Consider the following 18817-nt stretch of genomic DNA (forward strand, 5'->3'; position numbering starts at 1 on the left):
CACCCTATGTGCCGGACGATCAGCCCAGCACGACAATTTCGGCCGCGTCGAACTCCACCCCGACCTCGTCCCCGACCCCGGGCGCGTTCCGCAGCGCGCACGCCGCTTCGAGGCGCGGCGCGTCCTCCGGCTGGAGGTGCACGGCGACATGCGTGCCCTTGAAGGTGCGGGCCGTGACCGTGCAGCGCAGTCCCTCGTCGGGGGCCACGAGCCGTACGCCGGCCGGCCGGACGAGCAGCGTCCGCGACCCCTGTGCGGCGCCCTCACCCACCGGCAGCTTCCCCCAGGGCGTGTCCGCGGCCTCCCCGGCGACGGTGCCCTCGACCACGTTGTCGAACCCGAGGAAGCGTGCCACGAACTCGTCCACGGGCCGCTGCCACACCTCCAGCGGCGTCCCGCTCTGGGCGATCCGCCCGTCCCGCATCACCACGACCCGGTCGGCCAGCGCGAAGGCCTCGCCCTGGTCGTGCGTCACGGCCAGCACGGTGGTGCCCAACCGGCCGAACAGCTCCCGGAGTTCGACGACGAGCCGCTCCCGCAGCGAGCGGTCGAGCTGGCCCAGCGGCTCGTCCAGCATCAGCAGCCGTGGCCGGGGGGCGAGCGCCCGGGCCAACGCCACCCGCTGCTGTTCCCCGCCGGAGAGTGAGGCCACGGCACGACGGGCGGCGCCCGGCAGCCCGACCAGGTCGAGCAACTCCCGTACCCGCTCGGCCTGTTCCCCCTTCGAGGCACCGTGCATCCGCGCCCCGAACGCCACGTTGCCGCCGACGTCCCGCTGCGGGAACAGCTGATGGTCCTGGAACATCAGCCCGACGCCCCGCTTGTGCGCGGGCACAGCCGCCTGGTCCCGGCCGTCGAGCGACACCCGCCCGGCATCGAGGGGTTGCAGCCCCGCCACCGCCCGCAGCAGCGTCGACTTGCCGCTGCCGCTCGGCCCGAGCACACACACGATCTCGTGCTCGGCGACATCGAGGTCGACGCGGTCCAGCACGGGCCGCCCGTCGAACCGTACGGTCGCACCCGCCAGGCTCAACAGCATCTAGAACTCCCCCGTCCGATCCGTACGAAGCCGCTCCAGCACCAGCAACGCCACCGCGCACACCACCATCAGTACCGTCGAAAGGGCCATCGCCTGGCCGTAGTTGAGCTCGCCGGCCCGCCCCAGCAGCCGGGCCACGGCGACCGGCAGCGTCGGGTTGTCGGGCCGCGCGATGAACACGGTCGCCCCGAACTCCCCGAGCGACACCGCGAAGGCGAACCCGGCCGCGATCAGCAGCGCCCGCCGCACCATCGGCAGATCCACCTCGCGCCAGACCCGCCAGGGCGATGCCCCGAGCACGGAGGCCGCCTCGCGCAGCCGCTGGTCCACGGCCCGCAACACGGGCAGCATGGTCCGTACGACGAAGGGCACCCCGACCAGCGCCTGCGCCAGCGGCACCAGGATCCAGGTGCTGCGCAGGTCCAGCGGCGGCTCGTCCAGGGCGATCAGGAACCCGAAGCCGACCGTCACCGCGGACACCCCGAGCGGCAGCATCAGCAGCGCGTCGAAGCCCCGTACGAACCGGCCCGCGTCCCGGCGGGTCAACGCGGCCGCGGCCAGCCCGCCGATCAGCACGGCGATGAGCGTGGCCACGACGGCGTACTGGAGCGAATTGCCGATCGCCTCGATCGGCGGGACCAGGAAGACCCCGCCGTCGGCGTCGGTCAGCGCCCGGTAGTAGCCGAAGTCGGGCGCGTCCAGCGACCGCTGCACCAGCACGGCGAGGGGCAGCAGCAGGAGTACGACGATGACGACCAGGACGCCGGCCAGCAGCGCCCACTGCCCCGCCCCGCGCGGCCGCCGCGCGGTGACCGAGGCGTCCACCAGACGCAGGGCGCTCTCCCGCCGCCGTACCGTCCAGGCGTGCACGGCGAGGATCGCGCCCACCGCGAGGAACTGGATGATCGTCAGGACGGCGGCGGTGGACAGGTCGAAGATCTCCGAGGTCTGCCGGTAGATCTCGACTTCGAGGGTGGAGAAGGTCGGGCCGCCGAGGATCTGCACCACACCGAAGGAGGTGAAGGTGAACAGGAAGACCATGAGCGCGGCGGCGGCCACGGCGGGCCCGAGGGCCGGCAGGGTGACGGTCCGCCATGCGGTGAGGCGGGACGCCCCGAGCATCCGCGCGGCCTCCTCCTGCCGCGGGTCGAGCTGCGCCCAGAGGCCGCCGACGGTCCGTACGACGACGGCGTAGTTGAAGAAGACGTGCGCGAGCAGGATGGCCCACACGGTGGTGTCCAGCCGTACGCCCCACAGCTCGTCGAGGAGTCCGCCGCGGCCGAGGAGCGCGAGGAACGCCGTACCGACGACGACCGTCGGCAGTACGAAGGGGACGGTGACGACGGCACGCAGGATGTGCTTGCCGGGGAAGTCGAAGCGGGCGAAGACGTAGGCGCCGGGCAGCGCGATCAGCAGGGTCAGCGCGGTGGAGGCGAGCGCCTGCCAGGTCGTGAACCACAGGACGTGCCGGATGTCCGACTGCCCGAGGACGTCCACGAGGCGCCCGAACTGCCATACCCCGTCGACCTGGAGACCGCGCGCGACGATCGCGGCGACGGGGTAGGCGAAGAAGACCGCGAAGAACGCGACGGGCACGGCGATGAGGCCGAGCCGCACCGCCGCGCTCCGCGTGGCCCTCCTGCGGGGAGCCGAAGCCGGGGCCGCTACTTCAGTACGAGCGAGGTCCACGACTTGACCCAGTCGTCACGGTTGTCGGCGATCTTCGCCGGGTCCATGGTCTCGGGATCCTTGGCCTGCGGCCCGTACTTGGTGAACTCCTCGGGCACCTGCGCGCCCTCCACCACCGGGTAGACGAACATGTTCAGCGGCATGTCGTCCTGGAAGGTCTTGGTGAGCAGGAAATCGAGGAGCGCCTTGCCGCCCTCGGCGTTCTTGGCGTTGCTCAGCAGGCCCGCGTACTCGACCTGCCGGAAGCAGGTGCCGGCCGCGACCCCCGTCGGCGCGGTCGTCGGCTTCGGGTCGGCGTAGATCACCTCGGCGGGCGGCGAGGAGGCGTACGACACGACCAGCGGCCGGTCGGCCTTGGCCTTCTTGCCGCCGGCGGAGCCGGAGAACTCCTCGTTGTAGGCCTGCTCCCAGCCGTCGACGACCTTCACGCCGTTCGCCTTGAGCTTCTTCCAGTACCCCTCCCAGCCGTCGTCGCCGTACTTGGCGGCGGTACCGAGCAGGAAGCCGAGGCCCGGCGAGGAGGTGGAGGCGTTCTCGGTGACGAGGAGGTTCTTGTAGGCGGGCTTGATCAGGTCGTCGTACGAGGTCGGCGGGGCGAGCTTGTGCTCGCTGAAGTACGCCTTGTCGTAGTTGACGCAGATGTCGCCGGTGTCGATCGGGGTGACCCGGTGCTTGTCCTGGTCGGCCCGGTACCGGGCCTCTATCTTGTCGGCGCCCTTCGGCTCGTACGACTGGAACAGGTCGTTGTCGAGGGCACGCGAGAGCAGGGTGTTGTCGACGCCGAAGAAGACGTCGCCCTGCGGGTTGTCCTTGGTGAGGATGGCCTTGTTCACGGCCTGCCCGGCGTCCCCGTCCTCCAGGACCCTGACCTTGTAGCCGGACTGCTTCTCGAACGCGGCGATGACGTTCTTCGAGACGGCCCACGAGTCATGGGCGACCAGCGTGACGGTCTTGGAACCGGAGCCGGAGCCGCCGGATTCGGAGCCCGGGGAGTCGGACGACCCGCAGGCGGACAGACCGACCATGCCGAGGCCCACGACGACGGCCGCGAACCGCTGATGAGCGATCCTCTTGTGGGTGTTGCTCACTGAATTCCTCCTGGGTGACCAGGAAGAGACGCGGCCCTGCCCACGACCCCTGAGGGGTCCCGGGCAGGGCGCAACAGCTTGAGTAGTGACCGAACTTCCTACCCAGAATGACCTGGGCGAGGTTCAGAGGGTCTGCGGCCCGATTGCCGCACTCTCAGCGCTGTGGCGCTCCCCTGTCGGAATATGAAGATGTACTTACGACAGTCTTACGGTGGCCAGACTACCGCTCGGTCGCGGCGAGCTGTCCGCACGCTCCGTCGATCTCCTGACCACGGGTGTCCCGAATCGTCACCGGCACACCATGCGCGGCGATGGCCTCGACGAACGCCTTCTCGTCCTCGGGCCGGGAGGCGGTCCACTTGGACCCGGGAGTCGGGTTCAGCGGAATGAGATTGACATGCACGGGCTTGCCCTTGAGCAGCCGCCCGAGCCGGTCACCACGCCAGGCCTGGTCGTTGATGTCGCGGATCAGGGCGTACTCGATCGACAGCCGCCGTCCGCTCTTGCCGACGTACTCGAAGCCGGCGTCGAGCACCTCACGCACCTTCCACCGTGTGTTCACGGGGACGAGGGTGTCGCGCAGCTCGTCGTCGGGCGCGTGCAGTGAGATCGCGAGCCGGCACTTGAAGCCCTCGTCGGCGAACCGGTGGATGGCCGGCACGAGCCCGACGGTCGACACGGTGATCCCGCGCTGGGACAGCCCGAGCCCGTCCGGCTCGGGGTCGGTGAGCCGCCGAACGGCACCCACGACCCGGTTGTAGTTGGCGAGCGGCTCGCCCATCCCCATGAAGACGATGTTGGACAGCCGGGCAGGCCCCCCGGGGACCTCCCCGTCCCGCAGCGCCCGCATCCCGTCCACGATCTGATGCACGATCTCGGCGGTCGACAGATTCCGGTCGAGACCCGCCTGCCCGGTGGCACAGAACGGACAGTTCATCCCGCACCCGGCCTGCGAACTGATGCACATCGTCACCCGGTCCGGATACCGCATCAGCACCGACTCGACGAGCGTCCCGTCGAACAGCCGCCACAACGTCTTGCGGGTGTCGCCCTGGTCCGTCGACAGATGCCGTACGACGGTCATCAGCTCGGGAAACAGCTCCTCCCGCAGCTTGTTCCGCGAACCGGCCGGGATGTCGGTCCACTGCTCCGGGTCGTGCGCGTACCGCGCGAAGTAGTGCTGCGAAAGCTGCTTGGCACGAAACGGCTTCTCCCCGATCGCGGCGACAGCGTCCTTACGCTCACCGGGCGTGAGATCGGCAAGATGCCGCGGCGGCTTCTTGGCTCCGCGCGGGGCGACGAAAGTGAGTTCTCCGGGCTTAGGCATGGCTGTACCAGTGTCGCAGATCCAATCAGGTGACCTGGGCGCTGGCACCGAGCGACGGCGCCACGGCTCCCGCGGCAGCGCCCCGCGGGGGCGAACAGGCTGGTCAGAACTCCCTCGTGCCGCCGATGACCGACGCCGCCCGCCCGCCACTCCCGCCGCCGCACTGGCCGGCGTCGCGTACGGCTAGCCGGTCGGGCGCTCCAGCCTGTCCTTGAGGAGTTGCTCGTCGCGCGGGAGTTCCTTGCGGACCTGCGGGCGGACGACGAGGGGTACCAGGACCTTGCCGAGGCCGTGCCCTTCGAAGTCGATGTCGATCGTCACGCGGGAACGGCGACCGTCGTCGAGCGGTTCGATCTCACCGTGGGTACGGGGCCTGACCGGACCGTCGATTCCGTGCAGATCCCAGCTGTGCGGAGGGTCGAGTTCGTCGAACTGCACGGTCATCGGAACCTCGCGGCTGCCGACGCGCCGGGTGACCCGAACCCGCGAGCCCGTCTGGATCGGCCCTTCGTCGAGCTGTTCGGCCGAGACGGCGCTCAGCTGCCACTCCGGCAGATGGGACGGGTCGGTGACATACGCGTAGACCTCGCCGGGTGGCCGGTCGACGTCGATGATTTCTCGGATGATGGCCATGACGACCCCCTTTGCGGTGCCGTGAGGGCGTACACCGGAATCGTCCCACCGGACGCCCCGGGGCACCATCGCACACCGCCCACCGCCCACCGCACGCCTGGCGCCGGAAAGCCGTGGAGCCCCCGCTCTTGCCGAGCGGGGGCTCCACGGTTTGGCTCTTCGCCTGGTCCAGCCGTCAGCCGGAGCCCACGAACAGCACCATCAGCAACCACACCACCGGCGCCGTGGGAAGCAGCGAGTCCAGCCGGTCCATGATCCCGCCGTGCCCCGGCAGCAGCGTGCCCATGTCCTTGATGCCCAGGTCCCGCTTGATCATCGACTCGCCGAGGTCGCCCAGCGTGGCGCTGGCCGCGACCGCGAGGCCCAGGAGCAGGCCTTGCCACCAGGTGCCGTCGTCGATCAGGAACTCCATGCACAGCGCGCCCGCCACCATCGCGAAGCTCACCGCACCGAGCAGGCCCTCGCGGGTCTTGCCGGGACTGATACGCGGAGCGAGCTTGTGCTTGCCGAAGCGCCAGCCGACGGCGTACGCGCCGGTGTCGCTGACGACCGTCAGAAGCAGGAACGTCAGGACCCGCCAGGCCCCGTCGTCGGCCGTCAGCATCATCGCGACGAACGTCGCCAGGAACGGCACGTAGAACGCCGCGAACACACCCGCGGTGACGTCCTTGAGGTAGCCCTCCGGCGGCTCGGTCATCCGCCAGACCAGTACGGCCAGCGCGGTCAGCGCCATCGACACCCAGGCGCCCTCGGCACCCCGGACATACCCGGCGATCACCATCGCCGCACCGCCGAGCGCGAGCGGAACGAGCGGCGCCTTGATGCCCTTGCGCTCCTCGAGCCGCCTGGTCAGCTCCCACAGGCCCACGACGACGGCGACCGCGACCACACCGACGAACACGGCCTTGACGACGAACAGCGAAGCGACGATCACCACACCGAGCGCGACGCCGACTCCTATGGCCGCACCCAGGTCGCGCCCCGCGCTCTTCTTCTGCGGCTGGGGCGCCGGCTGTGGGGCGTCGGGCATGGGCTCCGGATTCTGCTGCGCCGCCTCGGAGGGCCGCGCCTGCGGCGTGTCGTACGGCCGCGCGTGCGGCGGCTGTTCGCGGAACAAGGGGCCGCTCAGCCGAGCGGCCCCCCGGTCGTCATCCTGGTCTCCGCCATACGCGGGAACGTCGGGCACGATGGGCATGGGGCGAGTCTGCTGCGCCTCAGGCGCATCGTACGCGGGACCCGCCGGGGCAGCCCCCTGGACAGGTCCTCGTGCGGCGGCCCCCCAGTAACCGGCTTGCCCGGCTTGCCCGGCTTGTGGCGGTGCCCCCCAGGAAGAGTCGTTCATCAGACCTCGAGCAGCTCCGCTTCCTTGTGCTTGAGGAGCTCGTCCACCTGCGCGACGTATTTGTGCGTGGTGTCGTCGAGTTCCTTCTCCGCACGGCGGCCCTCGTCCTCGCCGATCTCGCCGTCCTTGATCAGCTTGTCGATGGCGTCCTTAGCCTTGCGGCGCACGGAGCGGATGGAGACTCGCGAGTCCTCGGCCTTGCTCTTGGCGACCTTGATGTAGTCGCGGCGGCGCTCCTCGGTGAGCTCGGGGAACACCACTCGGATGATGTTGCCGTCGTTGCTCGGGTTGACGCCGAGGTCGGAGTCACGGATGGCCTGCTCGATGTTGCGCAGGGCCGTCTTGTCGAACGGGGTCACGACGGCCATGCGCGGCTCCGGCACGGAGAACGAAGCCAGCTGGTTGATCGGCGTCGGCGCACCGTAGTAGTCGGCCACGATCTTGTTGAACATCGCCGGGTGCGCACGGCCGGTGCGGATCGCGGCGAAGTCCTCCTTGGCGACCACGACGGCCTTCTCCATCTTCTCCTCGGCCTCGAGGAGGGTCTCTTCGATCACCACTTGCTCCTGCGTGTCTTGAGTAAAAGGCCCGGCTGCGGTTCCTGGGTGGGGGCGGCGGCCGGCTGCGTCGCGTCTTCTTCCTGCACGGTTCCCGACCGGCAGGACATTGTCCATCCCCCCGGTCAGGGTCCGCCCCGTCCGTCCCCCGGACGGGTTCGTTGTCGGAGTTGTCGGAGCGTCAGCCCCGACCGCCCTGCTCACCCACAAGCGTGCCGATCTTCTCACCCTTGACGGCGCGCGCGATATTGCCCTCCGCCAGGAGCTCGAAGACGAGGATCGGGAGCTTGTTGTCGCGGCACAGGGTGATCGCCGTGGCGTCGGCGACCTTGAGATCGCGGGTGATGACCTCGCCGTAGCCGAGGGAGTCGAACTTGACGGCGTCCGGGTTGCGCTTGGGGTCGGAGTCGTAGACCCCGTCCACCCCGTTCTTGCCCATGAGCAGCGCCTCGGCGTCGATCTCCAGGGCGCGCTGGGCTGCGGTGGTGTCGGTGGAGAAGTACGGCATGCCCATACCGGCGCCGAAGATGACCACGCGGCCCTTCTCCAGGTGCCGTACGGCGCGCAGCGGGATGTACGGCTCGGCGACCTGGCCCATGGTGATGGCGGTCTGGACCCGGCTGTCGATGCCCTCCTTCTCCAGGAAGTCCTGGAGGGCGAGGCAGTTCATGACGGTGCCGAGCATGCCCATGTAGTCGGAGCGGGCCCGGTCCATGCCGCGCTGCTGGAGTTCGGCGCCGCGGAAGAAGTTGCCGCCGCCGATGACGACCGCGACCTGCGCGCCGTCGCGCACGACGGCCGCGATCTCACGGGCGATCTTGTGCACCACGTCCGGGTCGACGCCGAGGCCCCCGCCACCGGAGAAGGCCTCTCCGGACAGCTTCAGCAGAAACCGGCCGCGTACTTTGCCGTCGTCGCTCTTCTGGGCCTTGGTGGTCATCGAGATCCCGCCTTTGTTACGTGGTGCACATACGAAGAAGGCCATTGCCGGTTGGGGCGTGTTTCGCATCCCATGCGCGGCAATGGCCTCCTCGTCAGATCTGCTGTCGTCCGTCACGCACACGTGCGCGGTGACGGAGTCCGCCAACGACTTCCCTCGACCCTATCGGGACCGGGCGCCGATCGCGGCACGGACTCAGATGCCGACCTTGATACGCGAGAAGCGCTTCAGGGTGACACCGGCCTCGTCCAGGATCTTCTGGACGGACTTCTTGTTGTCGAGCGCGTACGGCTGACCGAGGAGCGTGGCGTCCTTGAAGAAGCCGTTGAGGCGACCCTCGACGATCTTCGGCAGGGCGGCCTCGGGCTTGCCCTCGGCGCGGGTGGTCTCCTCGGCGACGCGGCGCTCGGACTCGACGACCTCGGCCGGCACGTCCTCCTTGGAGAGGTACTTCGGCGCGAAGGCGGCGATGTGCTGGGCGACGCCCTTGGCGACCTCGGCGTTCGGCTTGTCCAGCTCGACGAGGACACCGATCTGCGGGGGCAGGTCGGGCATCGTGCGGTGCATGTACGCAAGGACGAAGCCGTCGGCGAACTGCGCGAAGCGGTCCAGGACGATCTTCTCGCCGAGGTTGGCGTTGGCCTCGTCCACGAACGCCTGGACGGTCTTGCCGGCCTCGATCTCGGAGGCGAGCAGGGCGTCGAGGTCGGCCGGGGAGGTCGCGGCGACGTGCTGCGCGATCTGGTTGGCGACGGCCTGGAACTTCTCGCCCTTGGCGACGAAGTCCGTCTCGCACTTCAGCTCGACGAGGACACCGGAGGAGTTGTCGTCGGCGATGATCGAGACCACGGCGCCGTTCTCGGCGGAGCGGCCCTCGCGCTTGGCGACGCCCTTCTGGCCCTTGATGCGGAGCGCCTCGACGGCCTTCTCGACGTTGCCCTCGGCCTCGTCCAGCGCCTTCTTGCAGTCCATCATGCCGGCGCCGGTGAGCTCACGGAGCTTCTTGACGTCGGCGGCGGTGTAGTTCGCCATGAGTCTGTGAATCTTTCTCGAAGTCTGGAAGATCGAAGATCTACGGGGTCTGCGGCTCCCATGGAGTAGCCGGTGCCGCCGACCTTCCGTCGACCTACGGGTGAACGGCGGGAGCGGTTTTCATGCCGCTCCCGCCGTCAACGCTGACGGTGTCAGGCCTGCTCGCCCTCGGCGGCCGGAGCCTCGGTGGCCGGGGCCTCCGTGGCCGGGGCCTCCTCGGCAGCCGGAGCCTCCGCAGCGGGGGCCTCGGCGGCAGGGGCCTCGGCGGCGGCCGGGGCCTCCTCGGCCTTCTTCTCACCCTCGAGCAGGTCGCGCTCCCACTCGGCGAGCGGCTCGCCCGCGGCCTTCTCACCCTTGTCGCCGGTGGCGACGCCGGAGCGGGCGATGAGGCCCTCGGCGACGGCGTCGGCGATCACGCGGGTGAGCAGGGTGACGGAGCGGATCGCGTCGTCGTTGCCCGGGATCTTGTAGTCGACCTCGTCGGGGTCACAGTTGGTGTCGAGGATGGCGACGACCGGGATGTTGAGCTTCCGGGCCTCGCCGACCGCGATGTGCTCCTTCTTGGTGTCCACGATCCAGACGGCGCTGGGCACCTTCTGCATCTCGCGGATACCACCGAGGGTCTTCTCCAGCTTGGCCTTCTCGCGCGAGAGCACGAGAAGCTCCTTCTTGGTCAGACCGGAAGCGGCGACGTCCTCGAAGTCGATCTGCTCGAGCTCCTTGAGGCGCTGCAGACGCTTGTAGACGGTCGAGAAGTTGGTGAGCATGCCGCCCAGCCAGCGCTGGTTGACGTAGGGCATGCCGACGCGGGTGGCCTGCTCGGCGATGGCCTCCTGCGCCTGCTTCTTCGTGCCGACGAACATGACCGTGCCGCCGTGGGCGACGGTCTCCTTGACGAACTCGTAGGCGCGGTCGATGTACGACAGCGACTGGAGCAGGTCGATGATGTAGATGCCGTTGCGCTCCGTGAAGATGAAGCGCTTCATCTTCGGGTTCCAACGACGGGTCTGGTGACCGAAGTGGACGCCGCTCTCCAGCAGCTCCCGCATCGTGACGACGGCCATGGCCGCACTCCTTGAATGTTCTCGGTTGTGCCGCGGATGCCGGACGGCTTCCGCGCCTGACGCCCACATGCGCCGTGCCACGAAGGACCGAGGGGCGCTGATACGGACCCGTTTCCGGTGTTCGTATCGGGGCGTGCGAAGTCGACCCGGTGACCCGGATCGCCAGAAGAAGTGTACGGGACCCGCGAGGCCCCGGGTGACGCCGCTGTCCACAACCGGTGAGTTGTCCACAGATCCCGGCCATGATCGGCGGTGATACGGGACGGTTGCGGCATGCGAGAGAAACGACGGCCTGGGGCGGCGAGGACATGCGGACGGCTGATGTTGCTGCTGCTCCTGACGGCGACCGCCCTGCTGGCACCGGTCCCCCGACTGACCCCGACCGCCCTGACCGTGCCTCCTGCGGCACCGGACCCGGCGGTGCCTGCGGTCGGCCGGGCTTGGCCCGTGGGCACACACCCCCCGATCCTCCGCGGCTGGGATCCCCCGACGGGCCCGTACGGCCCCGGCCACCGCGGCGTGGACCTGTCGGCGCCCGCGGGGACGCCCGTACGAGCGGTGGCGGCCGGCCGAGTGTCGTTCGCGGGCCACGTCGCGGGAAAGGGCGTCGTGTCCGTGGACCTGACGGACACGGGAGATCCACCACTGCGGGTGACGTACGAGCCGGTGCGGGCGACGGTGAAGGAGGGCGACGAGGTAGAGGCGGGAGAGCCTGTGGGGACGGTGCAGCCGACCGGCTCACACTGCACGACGACCTGCGTCCACTGGGGCCTGCGAAAGGGCGACACCTACCTGGACCCGCTGTCACTCCTGCCCCCATGGCTGCTCCGCCGGGGACCATCGAGACTGCTGCCGGTACTGGGGGTACCGCTGCCGTCGTAGCCGACTGGGCCGACCACGGCTGACGCTCGCGCCCTGCCCGCACAGCCGCGGGCAGTCGTGCCGGCGGAGCGGCACCCGTCCCCCAGAGGGCGGCACCCCGCGAGTGCCTGGCAGCGCAACGCTCGGGCCTCCGCCAAGACGCCGGGCATCCGTCAGTTCCGGGCAACGGAACACCCCGGCGTCACCCCCGACACCGGGCACCCGCCAGTTCCGGCCAACGGGACGACACCTGGGCCTCAACCCCGACACCGGCCCATCCACCAGTACGGGGCAGGACGACGTCCGGGCGTCAACTCCAACGCCGGGCACCCCCAGATCCGGGCAGCACAACCACCCGCCCAGCCCCGCAGGGAACACACAGGGCACACGCAGAGCTCACGCAGAGCTCAGCCCCGAACGCCCCGCAACGCCATGGAGACAGCCGCGTCCGTGATCGCCGAAGGCTCCTCCGCCGCCCCCAGTTCGATCCTCCGCACGGCCGCGTCCACCACGCCCTGCAACAGCATCGCCGCCAGCCGAGGCTCCGCGTGCCCCAGCTCCCGAAGCGCCTCGACGATCATCGCGACCAGCCCGCCGTGCGCCGCCCGGATCTTCTCCCGGGCCCCCGCGTCCAGCTCACTCGCCGAGATCGCCACGACAGCACGGTGCCGCCGGTCCCCGACCAGCGCGAGCTGGCGGCGCACATACGCCTCGACCTTGCCCTCGGCCGTGGCCTCCCGCTCCATCGCCGCCGAGACCTCCGCGGCCCACACGGGAAAGTCGACCTCGCACAGCTCCTCGACCACGGCGGCCCGGGAGCGGAAGTACTCGTACACGGACGACCGCGCGAGGCCCGTCCGCTCGGCGAGGGCCGGGAAGGTCAGCGCCTCCGTCCCGCCCTCGGACAACAGGGAACGAGCCGCGTCCAGCAGGGCGGCTCGCTGCATCGACCGGTGCTCGGCCACGGAGGCCGCTCGAATCCTTGGCACGTCAACCACTGTACGGACGCACCCCCGCCGACGGGAGTCACTCCGCGCAACCCCGCACACGTCCCGCCAGGTCAACGGCCGAAGCCGGCCAGCTTCGCCCGCAACTGGAGCACGGACTTGGTGTGGATCTGGCTGACCCGGCTCTCGGTCACCCCCAGCACGTTCCCGATCTCGGCGAGCGTGAGGCCCTCGTAGTAGTACAGCGTCACCACGGTCTTCTCCCGCTCGGGCAAGGTGTTGATCGCCCGCGCCAGGAACCGCCGCAGCTCCCGGTCCTCGGCCACCTCGACCGGGTTGTCGGCGGCGGTGTCCTCCAGCGTGTCCATGACGCTCAGCCCGTCGCCGCCCTCGCCCCCGCCGTGCAGCAACTCCTCCAGTGCCACCACGTTGGCCAGCGACAACTGGCTGAACACCGCGTGGAGTTCGTCCACCGCGATGCCCATCTCGTCGGCCACCTCGGCCTCCGTCGGCGTCCGCCGCAGCCGTGCCTCCAGCGTCGCGTACGCGCGCTCCACGTTCCGCGCCTTCTGCCGCACCGACCGCGGAATCCAGTCCAGCGCCCGGAGCTCGTCGATCATCGCGCCCCGGATCCGGGTGATCGCGTACGTCTCGAACTTGATCTCCCGGTCGATGTCGAACTTCTCGATCGCGTCGATGAGCCCGAAGACCCCGGAGGACACGAAGTCGGCCTGCTCCACGTTGGGCGGCAGGCCGACACTCACCCGGCCCGCCACGTACTTGACGAGCGGCGAGTAGTGCAGGATCAGCTGCTCGCGCAGTCGCTCGTCCCCCGTCGCCTTGTACGACCGCCACAGCTCGTCGAGCGTCGAGGGAGCGGGCGGCCGCACGCTGCCACCGTCACGGGCGGCTGGGGGGATGGCCGCCCGGTCGGACCCGGAGGTGTGCTGGGGCATTCGTTGCCTTGTGCCGTTCTGCCGTGATGTGGGGGTTCCTGGAGGAGCTGTCGGTCTGATGTCGCACTGGTGCCGTTCTGGGGACCTTCCGGTGTCGAGGTGCCGGTCTGAGTCGGAATTCACGTGAGCGTAGCGTGACTGAAGTGTCGCGGTGCGCGAAGGGCGGAGCACCAGCCGCACGCAGATACGTTCCGCTGGACGCCCCGCCAGGGCATCTCGGTCGCTCTACGTGATCATCGGAACACCCCAACTGGGGGAATTCACAAGGGCGTCCGTGTTCCCCCGTACGGCCGAACACGCTCGGTCAGCATCCACTGTGACCGGCCCGAACGGAGATCATCGCCTGGCGTGTCAACTTCCAGCCGTCGCCGTGTCGTTCGACGTAACCAAGTGAGCGGAGTTCGTACAGTCTCGCGACCGCGTCGTCCTCTGTGGTCTGCGCGCCGCGTGCCACCTCGTCCGCTGTGGCCGCGCGCCGGCCGGGCAGCGCGGCCAGGACTCTGCGCGCCCTCGGCTCCAGCAGATCGCGCGGCAGGACGGGCCCGCGTCGTTCCGGTGCGAGTTCTCCCATGTCGCCCACGAGTTCGACGACCTCGGCAGCGTCGGTGACGAGCACGGCGTCACCGCGCAGGAGTTCGTGCACGCCCGCGGAGAGACCGCTGGTGGCCGCGCCCGGGACCCCTATCGTGTGACGTCCGAGCCGCTGTGCGGCCCGGGCGGTGACCAGTGAGCCGCTGCGGTGGGCGGCCTCCACGACCACGGTGCCCCGGGTCAGGGCCGCGATCACTCGGTTGCGCACGATGAATCTGCTGGGCGTCGGATGGTCCCCCGGCGGCAGCTCACCGATCACGAGCCCCTGCTCGGCGATCCTGTTGATCAACTGGGTGTGGCCGCGCGGATAGGGCCGGTCGACCCCGCAGGCGAGCACCGCGACGGTCGCTCCCCCGGCGCCGAGGGAGCCCCGGTGCGCGGCGCCGTCGACGCCATAGGCGCCGCCGGAGACCACCACCCAGCCCCGTTCGGCGAGCCCGCCGGCCAGCGTGGCGGCCATGTGCGCGCCGTACTCGGTGCAGGCCCGGGCCCCCACGACGGCGACGGACCGCAATGCCCACATCCGCAGACTGGCCCGCCCCCGCACCCACAACCCGATCGGCCGGGCGTCCCCCAGATCGTCGAGCTGCCCCGGCCACTCGACGTCCCCCGGGCGGAGAAACCGCACCCCCGCTTCCCGGGCGACGGCGAGGTCCCGGCCGGGGTCGGCCCGCTGCCCTCGCGCCCGCAGCCCGTCCCACCGCTTGTAGCTCACTCCCGGCAGGGCCTCCGTCCCCTCCCGCAACCGCCGCACCACTTCCCCCACGCCGTACTCCCGCACCCACCGCCCGGTGACCTCGTCGCCGGGCTCGACGACCCGGCTGAGAAAGACCCGGCCGAGCAGCTCGTCGTCCGGAGTCCCGCTCCCCGTCATGTCAGCGCCCCGATGGCCATGGGCACACCGCGCGGGACGCCGGTGCGCAGTTGCAGCGCCAGGGCGACATCGGTCCCGTCGGGCCGGTCGTGGCCGACGAGGTCGGCGACGGTCCAGGCGACGCGCAGGACACGGTCGAGTCCTCGGGCGGTCAGCACACCGCGTTCCAGATTTCGTTCCGCCTCGTCCATGGCGCCGATCGCGGCGTACCAGCGGCTGCGCAGCTCCCGTCCGGGGATCTCGCTGTTGGTCCGCCAGGGCGTACCGGCGAGCCTCGCTGTCGCCCGCTCCCGGGCCGCGCGCACCCGGTCGGCGACGGTCGCGGTGGACTCGCCCCGGGCGCCGCGCTCGGTCAGCTGGGCGCGGGTGACCCGGTCCACCTCGACGCGGAGGTCGACCCGGTCGAGCAGCGGTCCGGAGAGCCGGGCCTGGTAGCGGCGGATCGCAGAGGGCGGGCACTCACACATCTCGTCCGTCCGGGAAAAACGGCCGCACGGGCACGGGTTCGCGGCCAGCACCATCAGGAACTTCGCCGGGAAGCGCACGACGCCCGCGCTGCGCGCGATGACCACGTGCCCGGCCTCCAGGGGCTGCCGCAGAGCGTCGAGGGCCTGGCTGCTGAACTCGGGCGTCTCGTCGAGGAACGAGACGTATAAAACAAGTGGCTACGGCCAGTAGATACAGCGTGTTACTGCGGGGCGTCGTCCGCCCAGGGGTCGGGCTCCCACACGGGATGAACCTCGATACGGGTCTCGCCGCTGCCCTCGACACCCTTCTTTCCCTTGGCGCCCCGAGTGAGCGCCACGCGCCGGACCAGGGACCGAAGAATGCCGTTTGTCTCGGGAGCCTCGAAGGTCTCCCACTCCTCCAACAGGCCGACCGCAAGAGGCATCAGCGCCGCGCGCTCGGGAGTGGCCTCCACCGCGGCAAGCGCTTCGAGCGCTTCGGCAACGGCTTGCTTCTGCTTCACGATCCGTTCCCGCGCGGCCTCGAATACACCCTCGGGATACGACTCCGGATTCATGGCGCGGTCTACGGCGAGGTTCGTCAACGCGTTCGTCAAGCGGGTGTGCTCACCCTCCAGCCGTGCGCGTTCCCTTTCCTCACGGGCCCGCCGGTTGTCCCGCTCGACCGGTTCGGGCGTCGCCGGCGCGGCATCGACATCGGCGGCGACCTCGCGGGCAAGCCACCCGCGTACTTCGTCCTCGACGATGTATCGCTGAACCCATACCGGGTTTTCGCACAGGCCGTTTCGGCTCTGGCCGCACATATAGGCATAGCCGAGGACCCGACCGGACGCGCGGCGGGCCGAGGTCGCGGCGGCGCCCTCGCGGCACCCTCCGCACCGGATGAGCCCGGTAAGCGGGTACGTAGGGTTTCGGGCCCGAGGCGTCATTCTTCGGCGTTCGGCGACGTGCGCCTCGTATCGCTCCCACGTCTCCGGGGTGATGATCGCCTCGTGTGCGCCGTCGATGTGAATCCACCGCGTACACCGGCCGCCGTTGGCTGTGTAGTCGCACCGGCAGTCAGGGTGATGTACGCGCAGCAGTCCGGCGGCGAACCCGGACAGCATGTAGCGGCGCAAGCTGTCTGCTCGCCACGGGTTCCCGTCGCCGGTTCGGTAGCCGAGGCCGTTTAGCCATGCGGCGAGGCTGCCGTACCCGTCGGGGACGGGGTACCCGTCGCCGATCTTGCGCGCGTACAGGTCCTCTATGTGGTCGCGCGCGCGTTCCTCGACCTCGTACCACTCCCTTTGTATCGTCCACTGTCCCGGGTCGGTGGGGTGCGGGATTCGGCGCGGGTGCCAGATGTAGCCCAGGCGTCGGCCGCCGGTCGCGGGTAGGCCGTGGGCCCGCCGCCACTGGTGCGTTTCCTTCCACTGCTCGCCGGCGCGGTCGCTTTCGAACGTGGCGAGGTCGAACAGGATGCGCCGGTTGAAGCGGCCTACGGCGGTACGGGCGTCTACGTCTTCAGTGGCAGACACAAGGTCGCCGCCGGCTTTCTCGACCCGGGCGAGGTTGACGGCGATGCCCATGTCATTGCGGCCGAACCGGCTGAACTTCCATACGACGATGCCGCGGATCTCGCCGGCCTCGACGCGTCGGATACAGCCCATGATTTTGCGCTTGAAGTTTCGGCCGGTCACGTCTGGGTCTTCTACATACTCAACGACTCGACGCGGGCCGCGACGCTCCCATGCCTGAATCGCTGTGCGCTGTAGATCAAGGCTGATCTTGTCCTCGCGCCACGTGGAAACGCGTAAGTAGGCGAGCCACTTTTCGGCGTCGTCGTCCGCGGGTGGTAAGCCGCGGAATGTGGGTGGTGTGTCAAGGATGGTCACAGTGCCTTCCGTTCGAGTCGGTCCGTGTGGTGCGGGCGCAGTGTGATCACGTTGCCCGCGACCTGCTCGGCGCCGTCGGCGCGGTGTCCCGGTTCGGGCGGTGCGGGTGCGTCGAGCAGGCCGCGCGCGACGTGGTCGAGGGCGCGGGTGTATCCGGCGCGGTCGGCGTCGGCGAGCTGGTCGGCCGTGGCGCCCTGGGAGCGGTGCACAGTGCGGGCGATGATCAGGGGGACGGCTGTAAGGGTGAGGAACAGGCCGGCCCCGAATAAGTCGTTGTTGTTTCCGAGGAGTCCGATCACGCCGGCGGACAGTCCCACCATGAGCAGGGTGGAAGCGAATGCGGGCAGGTATCGGTGGGTCACGCTCACTGTGCTGTGCCTCCGTGCGTTAGTTCTCCGCGATGCGCCGCTCGTGGTTCTTGGCACGCCGCCGTCGTAGGAATTCGGTTGTAGAGACGAACATCTCGACGTCGTCGGGGTCGTTGATGCCCATTTCAGCGGCGGCCTGCTCTGGTGTGAGGGGGCCGCCGGGCCGTGGGCCCTGGTGCTGTACTGCGGCTAGTTCGTCGCGGCTGAGGATGCCCGCAGCGACCAGTACCTCGGACAGCTGCAAGCCGAGTGCTGTCGCGAGCAGTTCGAGTACGCGGATGTCCTGGGCGCCTTGCTTGGCGTTGAGCATGCGGCTGATGGTGCCGGTGCCGATTCCTGAGTCGGTGGCGAACCTGGTTTGGCCGCCGCCCCTAGGTCGTAGGTCGTAGCCGCGGCGTTCGAGCTGATCCCTCAGCCAGGCCGCGAACTCTTCGGGGGTCGCCTTGTCGTTCCCCGGCGGGTTGCTGTGTTCCATGGACGGAACATATCGCGCGTGGACCGTACCACCAACGTGATCCCCGGAACCTGTCCTGAACATGCGTAATAAGCACGGTTCACCCCCTTGAACAGCGGCCCCGCATCGAACAGGTGTCCGATCATTGTCGGGCATATGCCGGGTGTCAATGCGGTTTGGAAAGCGCATTCCCGGCCGCTTGTTCGACTCATCCGTCACAGCTGCATGATACGTTCCATCCATGGACGGAAACGCTCCGGCCATGGAAGGACGATGCCCGCATGTACGACCGCGCCGCACTGGTCGCCGCCGCTCAGCAAGCGGGGGACCACACTCCGTCAGACACCGCAAGACGGTTGAAGGTTGCACGCAATACCGCATGGCGCCTGTGGAACGGACACACCGCCCCAAGTGCCGTAGTCACGGCAGCAGTTGAACAGCACTACGGCGTTTCAGCCGGTCAGCTCATCAAGAGGGCCGCATGACCGGCGCCGTGATTCCCCGCGAGCAGGCCATCGCCAACGCCCGGCGCGTCCTCGACGCCGCCCGCGCCCGCCGCGACCGCGACCGCGCCGCCGGTCGGCTCCCCGCAGAGGTCGAGCTGATCATGCGCCGCCTCGAACGCCAGCAGCGCCAGCAGGCGCCCACCGTCGAGCACCGCGCCGCCGCCTGAAGACGAACGAGGGCCGCCCGGATGCGACCCGGACGGCCCTT

Annotated in this window: 18 protein-coding genes and 1 pseudogene; 2 read left to right on the top strand and 17 right to left on the bottom strand. The window is 69.6% G+C overall.

Translation table 11 applies throughout. The features are described 5' to 3' along the window. Positions 1 to 19: 19 nt before the first annotated feature. The 10 genes from AQJ67_RS33450 to rpsB all read right to left on the bottom strand — a co-directional run bounded on the left by AQJ67_RS33450 (position 20) and on the right by rpsB (position 10711). Entirely contained in the window at positions 20 to 1039 is a 1020-nt protein-coding gene (locus AQJ67_RS33450) for an ABC transporter ATP-binding protein (protein ID WP_062723110.1), read from the bottom strand. Continuing rightward, a complete protein-coding gene (locus tag AQJ67_RS33455) occupies positions 1040 to 2728 on the bottom strand; it encodes an ABC transporter permease (RefSeq protein ID WP_079056308.1) in 1689 nt (562 codons plus the stop codon). Beyond that, positions 2704 to 3753, bottom strand: a complete 1050-nt coding sequence (locus AQJ67_RS33460; protein WP_062723263.1) for a thiamine ABC transporter substrate-binding protein — start codon at positions 3751 to 3753, stop codon at positions 2704 to 2706. Before AQJ67_RS33460 ends, AQJ67_RS33455 begins: the two co-directional genes overlap by 25 nt. Before the next feature lie 283 nt (positions 3754 to 4036). Further along, on the bottom strand, positions 4037 to 5143 hold the full coding sequence (gene rlmN, locus AQJ67_RS33465; RefSeq protein WP_062723111.1) for a dual-specificity RNA methyltransferase RlmN: 1107 nt from the start codon (positions 5141 to 5143) through the stop codon (positions 4037 to 4039). 183 nt (positions 5144 to 5326) lie between these two features. Beyond that, the gene (locus AQJ67_RS33470) at positions 5327 to 5776 is read right to left on the bottom strand and encodes an SRPBCC family protein (RefSeq protein ID WP_062723264.1); all 450 of its coding nucleotides are present in this window, start codon (positions 5774 to 5776) and stop codon (positions 5327 to 5329) included. A gap of 175 nt (positions 5777 to 5951) precedes the next feature. After that, positions 5952 to 7118, bottom strand: coding sequence for a phosphatidate cytidylyltransferase (locus AQJ67_RS33475; protein ID WP_062723112.1), 1167 nt, complete (start codon positions 7116 to 7118; stop codon positions 5952 to 5954). Further along, positions 7118 to 7675 (bottom strand): ribosome recycling factor, encoded by a 558-nt coding sequence (frr, locus tag AQJ67_RS33480; protein WP_062723265.1) that lies wholly within the window; start codon positions 7673 to 7675, stop codon positions 7118 to 7120. The genes AQJ67_RS33475 and frr overlap by 1 nt, the downstream gene beginning before the upstream one ends. 181 nt (positions 7676 to 7856) lie before the next feature. Then, a complete protein-coding gene (gene pyrH / locus AQJ67_RS33485; RefSeq protein WP_062723113.1) occupies positions 7857 to 8615 on the bottom strand; it encodes a UMP kinase in 759 nt (252 codons plus the stop codon). 195 nt (positions 8616 to 8810) lie between these two features. Next, positions 8811 to 9647 carry a translation elongation factor Ts gene (tsf, locus tag AQJ67_RS33490; RefSeq protein WP_062723114.1) on the bottom strand — a complete coding sequence of 279 codons (837 nt, stop codon included), beginning with the start codon at positions 9645 to 9647 and terminating at the stop codon, positions 8811 to 8813. Between the two features lie 152 nt (positions 9648 to 9799). Then, a complete protein-coding gene (gene rpsB / locus AQJ67_RS33495; protein WP_062723115.1) occupies positions 9800 to 10711 on the bottom strand; it encodes a 30S ribosomal protein S2 in 912 nt (303 codons plus the stop codon). Between the two features lie 273 nt (positions 10712 to 10984). Between rpsB and AQJ67_RS33500 the strand changes: the two genes are divergently transcribed. After that, entirely contained in the window at positions 10985 to 11593 is a 609-nt protein-coding gene (locus AQJ67_RS33500; RefSeq protein ID WP_244190660.1) for a murein hydrolase activator EnvC family protein, read from the top strand. Positions 11594 to 11979: 386 nt separating this feature from the next. Here AQJ67_RS33500 and AQJ67_RS33505 read toward each other — a convergent pair whose 3' ends face one another. The 7 genes and pseudogenes from AQJ67_RS33505 to AQJ67_RS33535 all read right to left on the bottom strand — a co-directional run bounded on the left by AQJ67_RS33505 (position 11980) and on the right by AQJ67_RS33535 (position 18124). Further along, entirely contained in the window at positions 11980 to 12537 is a 558-nt protein-coding gene (locus AQJ67_RS33505) for a TetR/AcrR family transcriptional regulator (RefSeq protein ID WP_062723117.1), read from the bottom strand. Positions 12538 to 12632: 95 nt separating this feature from the next. Beyond that, positions 12633 to 13475 carry an RNA polymerase sigma factor WhiG gene (gene whiG, locus AQJ67_RS33510; RefSeq protein WP_062723118.1) on the bottom strand — a complete coding sequence of 281 codons (843 nt, stop codon included), beginning with the start codon at positions 13473 to 13475 and terminating at the stop codon, positions 12633 to 12635. A gap of 304 nt (positions 13476 to 13779) precedes the next feature. Continuing rightward, the gene (dprA, locus tag AQJ67_RS33515) at positions 13780 to 14940 is read right to left on the bottom strand and encodes a DNA-processing protein DprA (RefSeq protein WP_062723119.1); all 1161 of its coding nucleotides are present in this window, start codon (positions 14938 to 14940) and stop codon (positions 13780 to 13782) included. Beyond that, positions 14937 to 15590, bottom strand: a pseudogene (locus tag AQJ67_RS33520) (ATP-binding protein); the annotation flags it as partial. The gene dprA and the pseudogene AQJ67_RS33520, both read right to left, overlap by 4 nt. Before the next feature lie 38 nt (positions 15591 to 15628). Further along, positions 15629 to 17281 (bottom strand): recombinase family protein, encoded by a 1653-nt coding sequence (locus tag AQJ67_RS33525; RefSeq protein ID WP_062723120.1) that lies wholly within the window; start codon positions 17279 to 17281, stop codon positions 15629 to 15631. Further along, positions 17278 to 17643 carry a hypothetical protein gene (locus tag AQJ67_RS33530; RefSeq protein WP_062723266.1) on the bottom strand — a complete coding sequence of 122 codons (366 nt, stop codon included), beginning with the start codon at positions 17641 to 17643 and terminating at the stop codon, positions 17278 to 17280. Before AQJ67_RS33530 ends, AQJ67_RS33525 begins: the two co-directional genes overlap by 4 nt. A gap of 25 nt (positions 17644 to 17668) precedes the next feature. Further along, the gene (locus AQJ67_RS33535; RefSeq protein WP_062723121.1) at positions 17669 to 18124 is read right to left on the bottom strand and encodes a helix-turn-helix domain-containing protein; all 456 of its coding nucleotides are present in this window, start codon (positions 18122 to 18124) and stop codon (positions 17669 to 17671) included. A gap of 460 nt (positions 18125 to 18584) precedes the next feature. Here AQJ67_RS33535 and AQJ67_RS33540 point away from each other — a divergent pair, with 460 nt between their 5' ends. Beyond that, complete coding sequence (locus AQJ67_RS33540) at positions 18585 to 18776, top strand: hypothetical protein (RefSeq protein ID WP_062723122.1); 192 nt, start codon at positions 18585 to 18587, stop codon at positions 18774 to 18776. Positions 18777 to 18817 lie beyond the last annotated feature (41 nt).

The sequence above is a fragment of the Streptomyces caeruleatus genome, assembly GCF_001514235.1.
In the GTDB taxonomy this organism is placed as follows: Bacteria; Actinomycetota; Actinomycetes; order Streptomycetales; family Streptomycetaceae; genus Streptomyces; species Streptomyces caeruleatus.

Excerpts from the sequence above, each read along its gene's own strand:
- AQJ67_RS33460 (WP_062723263.1), bottom strand. The coding sequence starts at position 3,753 with ATGGTCGGTCTGTCCGCCTGCGGGTCGTCCGACTCCCCGGGCTCCGAA.
- AQJ67_RS33475 (WP_062723112.1), bottom strand. The coding sequence starts at position 7,118 with ATGAACGACTCTTCCTGGGGGGCACCGCCACAAGCCGGGCAAGCCGGG.
- AQJ67_RS33500 (WP_244190660.1), top strand. The coding sequence starts at position 10,985 with ATGCGAGAGAAACGACGGCCTGGGGCGGCGAGGACATGCGGACGGCTG.
- AQJ67_RS33450 (WP_062723110.1), bottom strand. The coding sequence starts at position 1,039 with ATGCTGTTGAGCCTGGCGGGTGCGACCGTACGGTTCGACGGGCGGCCC.
- rlmN (WP_062723111.1), bottom strand. The coding sequence starts at position 5,143 with ATGCCTAAGCCCGGAGAACTCACTTTCGTCGCCCCGCGCGGAGCCAAG.
- dprA (WP_062723119.1), bottom strand. The coding sequence starts at position 14,940 with ATGACGGGGAGCGGGACTCCGGACGACGAGCTGCTCGGCCGGGTCTTT.
- tsf (WP_062723114.1), bottom strand. The coding sequence starts at position 9,647 with ATGGCGAACTACACCGCCGCCGACGTCAAGAAGCTCCGTGAGCTCACC.
- AQJ67_RS33470 (WP_062723264.1), bottom strand. The coding sequence starts at position 5,776 with ATGGCCATCATCCGAGAAATCATCGACGTCGACCGGCCACCCGGCGAG.
- pyrH (WP_062723113.1), bottom strand. The coding sequence starts at position 8,615 with ATGACCACCAAGGCCCAGAAGAGCGACGACGGCAAAGTACGCGGCCGG.
- whiG (WP_062723118.1), bottom strand. The coding sequence starts at position 13,475 with ATGCCCCAGCACACCTCCGGGTCCGACCGGGCGGCCATCCCCCCAGCC.
- rpsB (WP_062723115.1), bottom strand. The coding sequence starts at position 10,711 with ATGGCCGTCGTCACGATGCGGGAGCTGCTGGAGAGCGGCGTCCACTTC.
- AQJ67_RS33540 (WP_062723122.1), top strand. The coding sequence starts at position 18,585 with ATGACCGGCGCCGTGATTCCCCGCGAGCAGGCCATCGCCAACGCCCGG.
- AQJ67_RS33535 (WP_062723121.1), bottom strand. The coding sequence starts at position 18,124 with ATGGAACACAGCAACCCGCCGGGGAACGACAAGGCGACCCCCGAAGAG.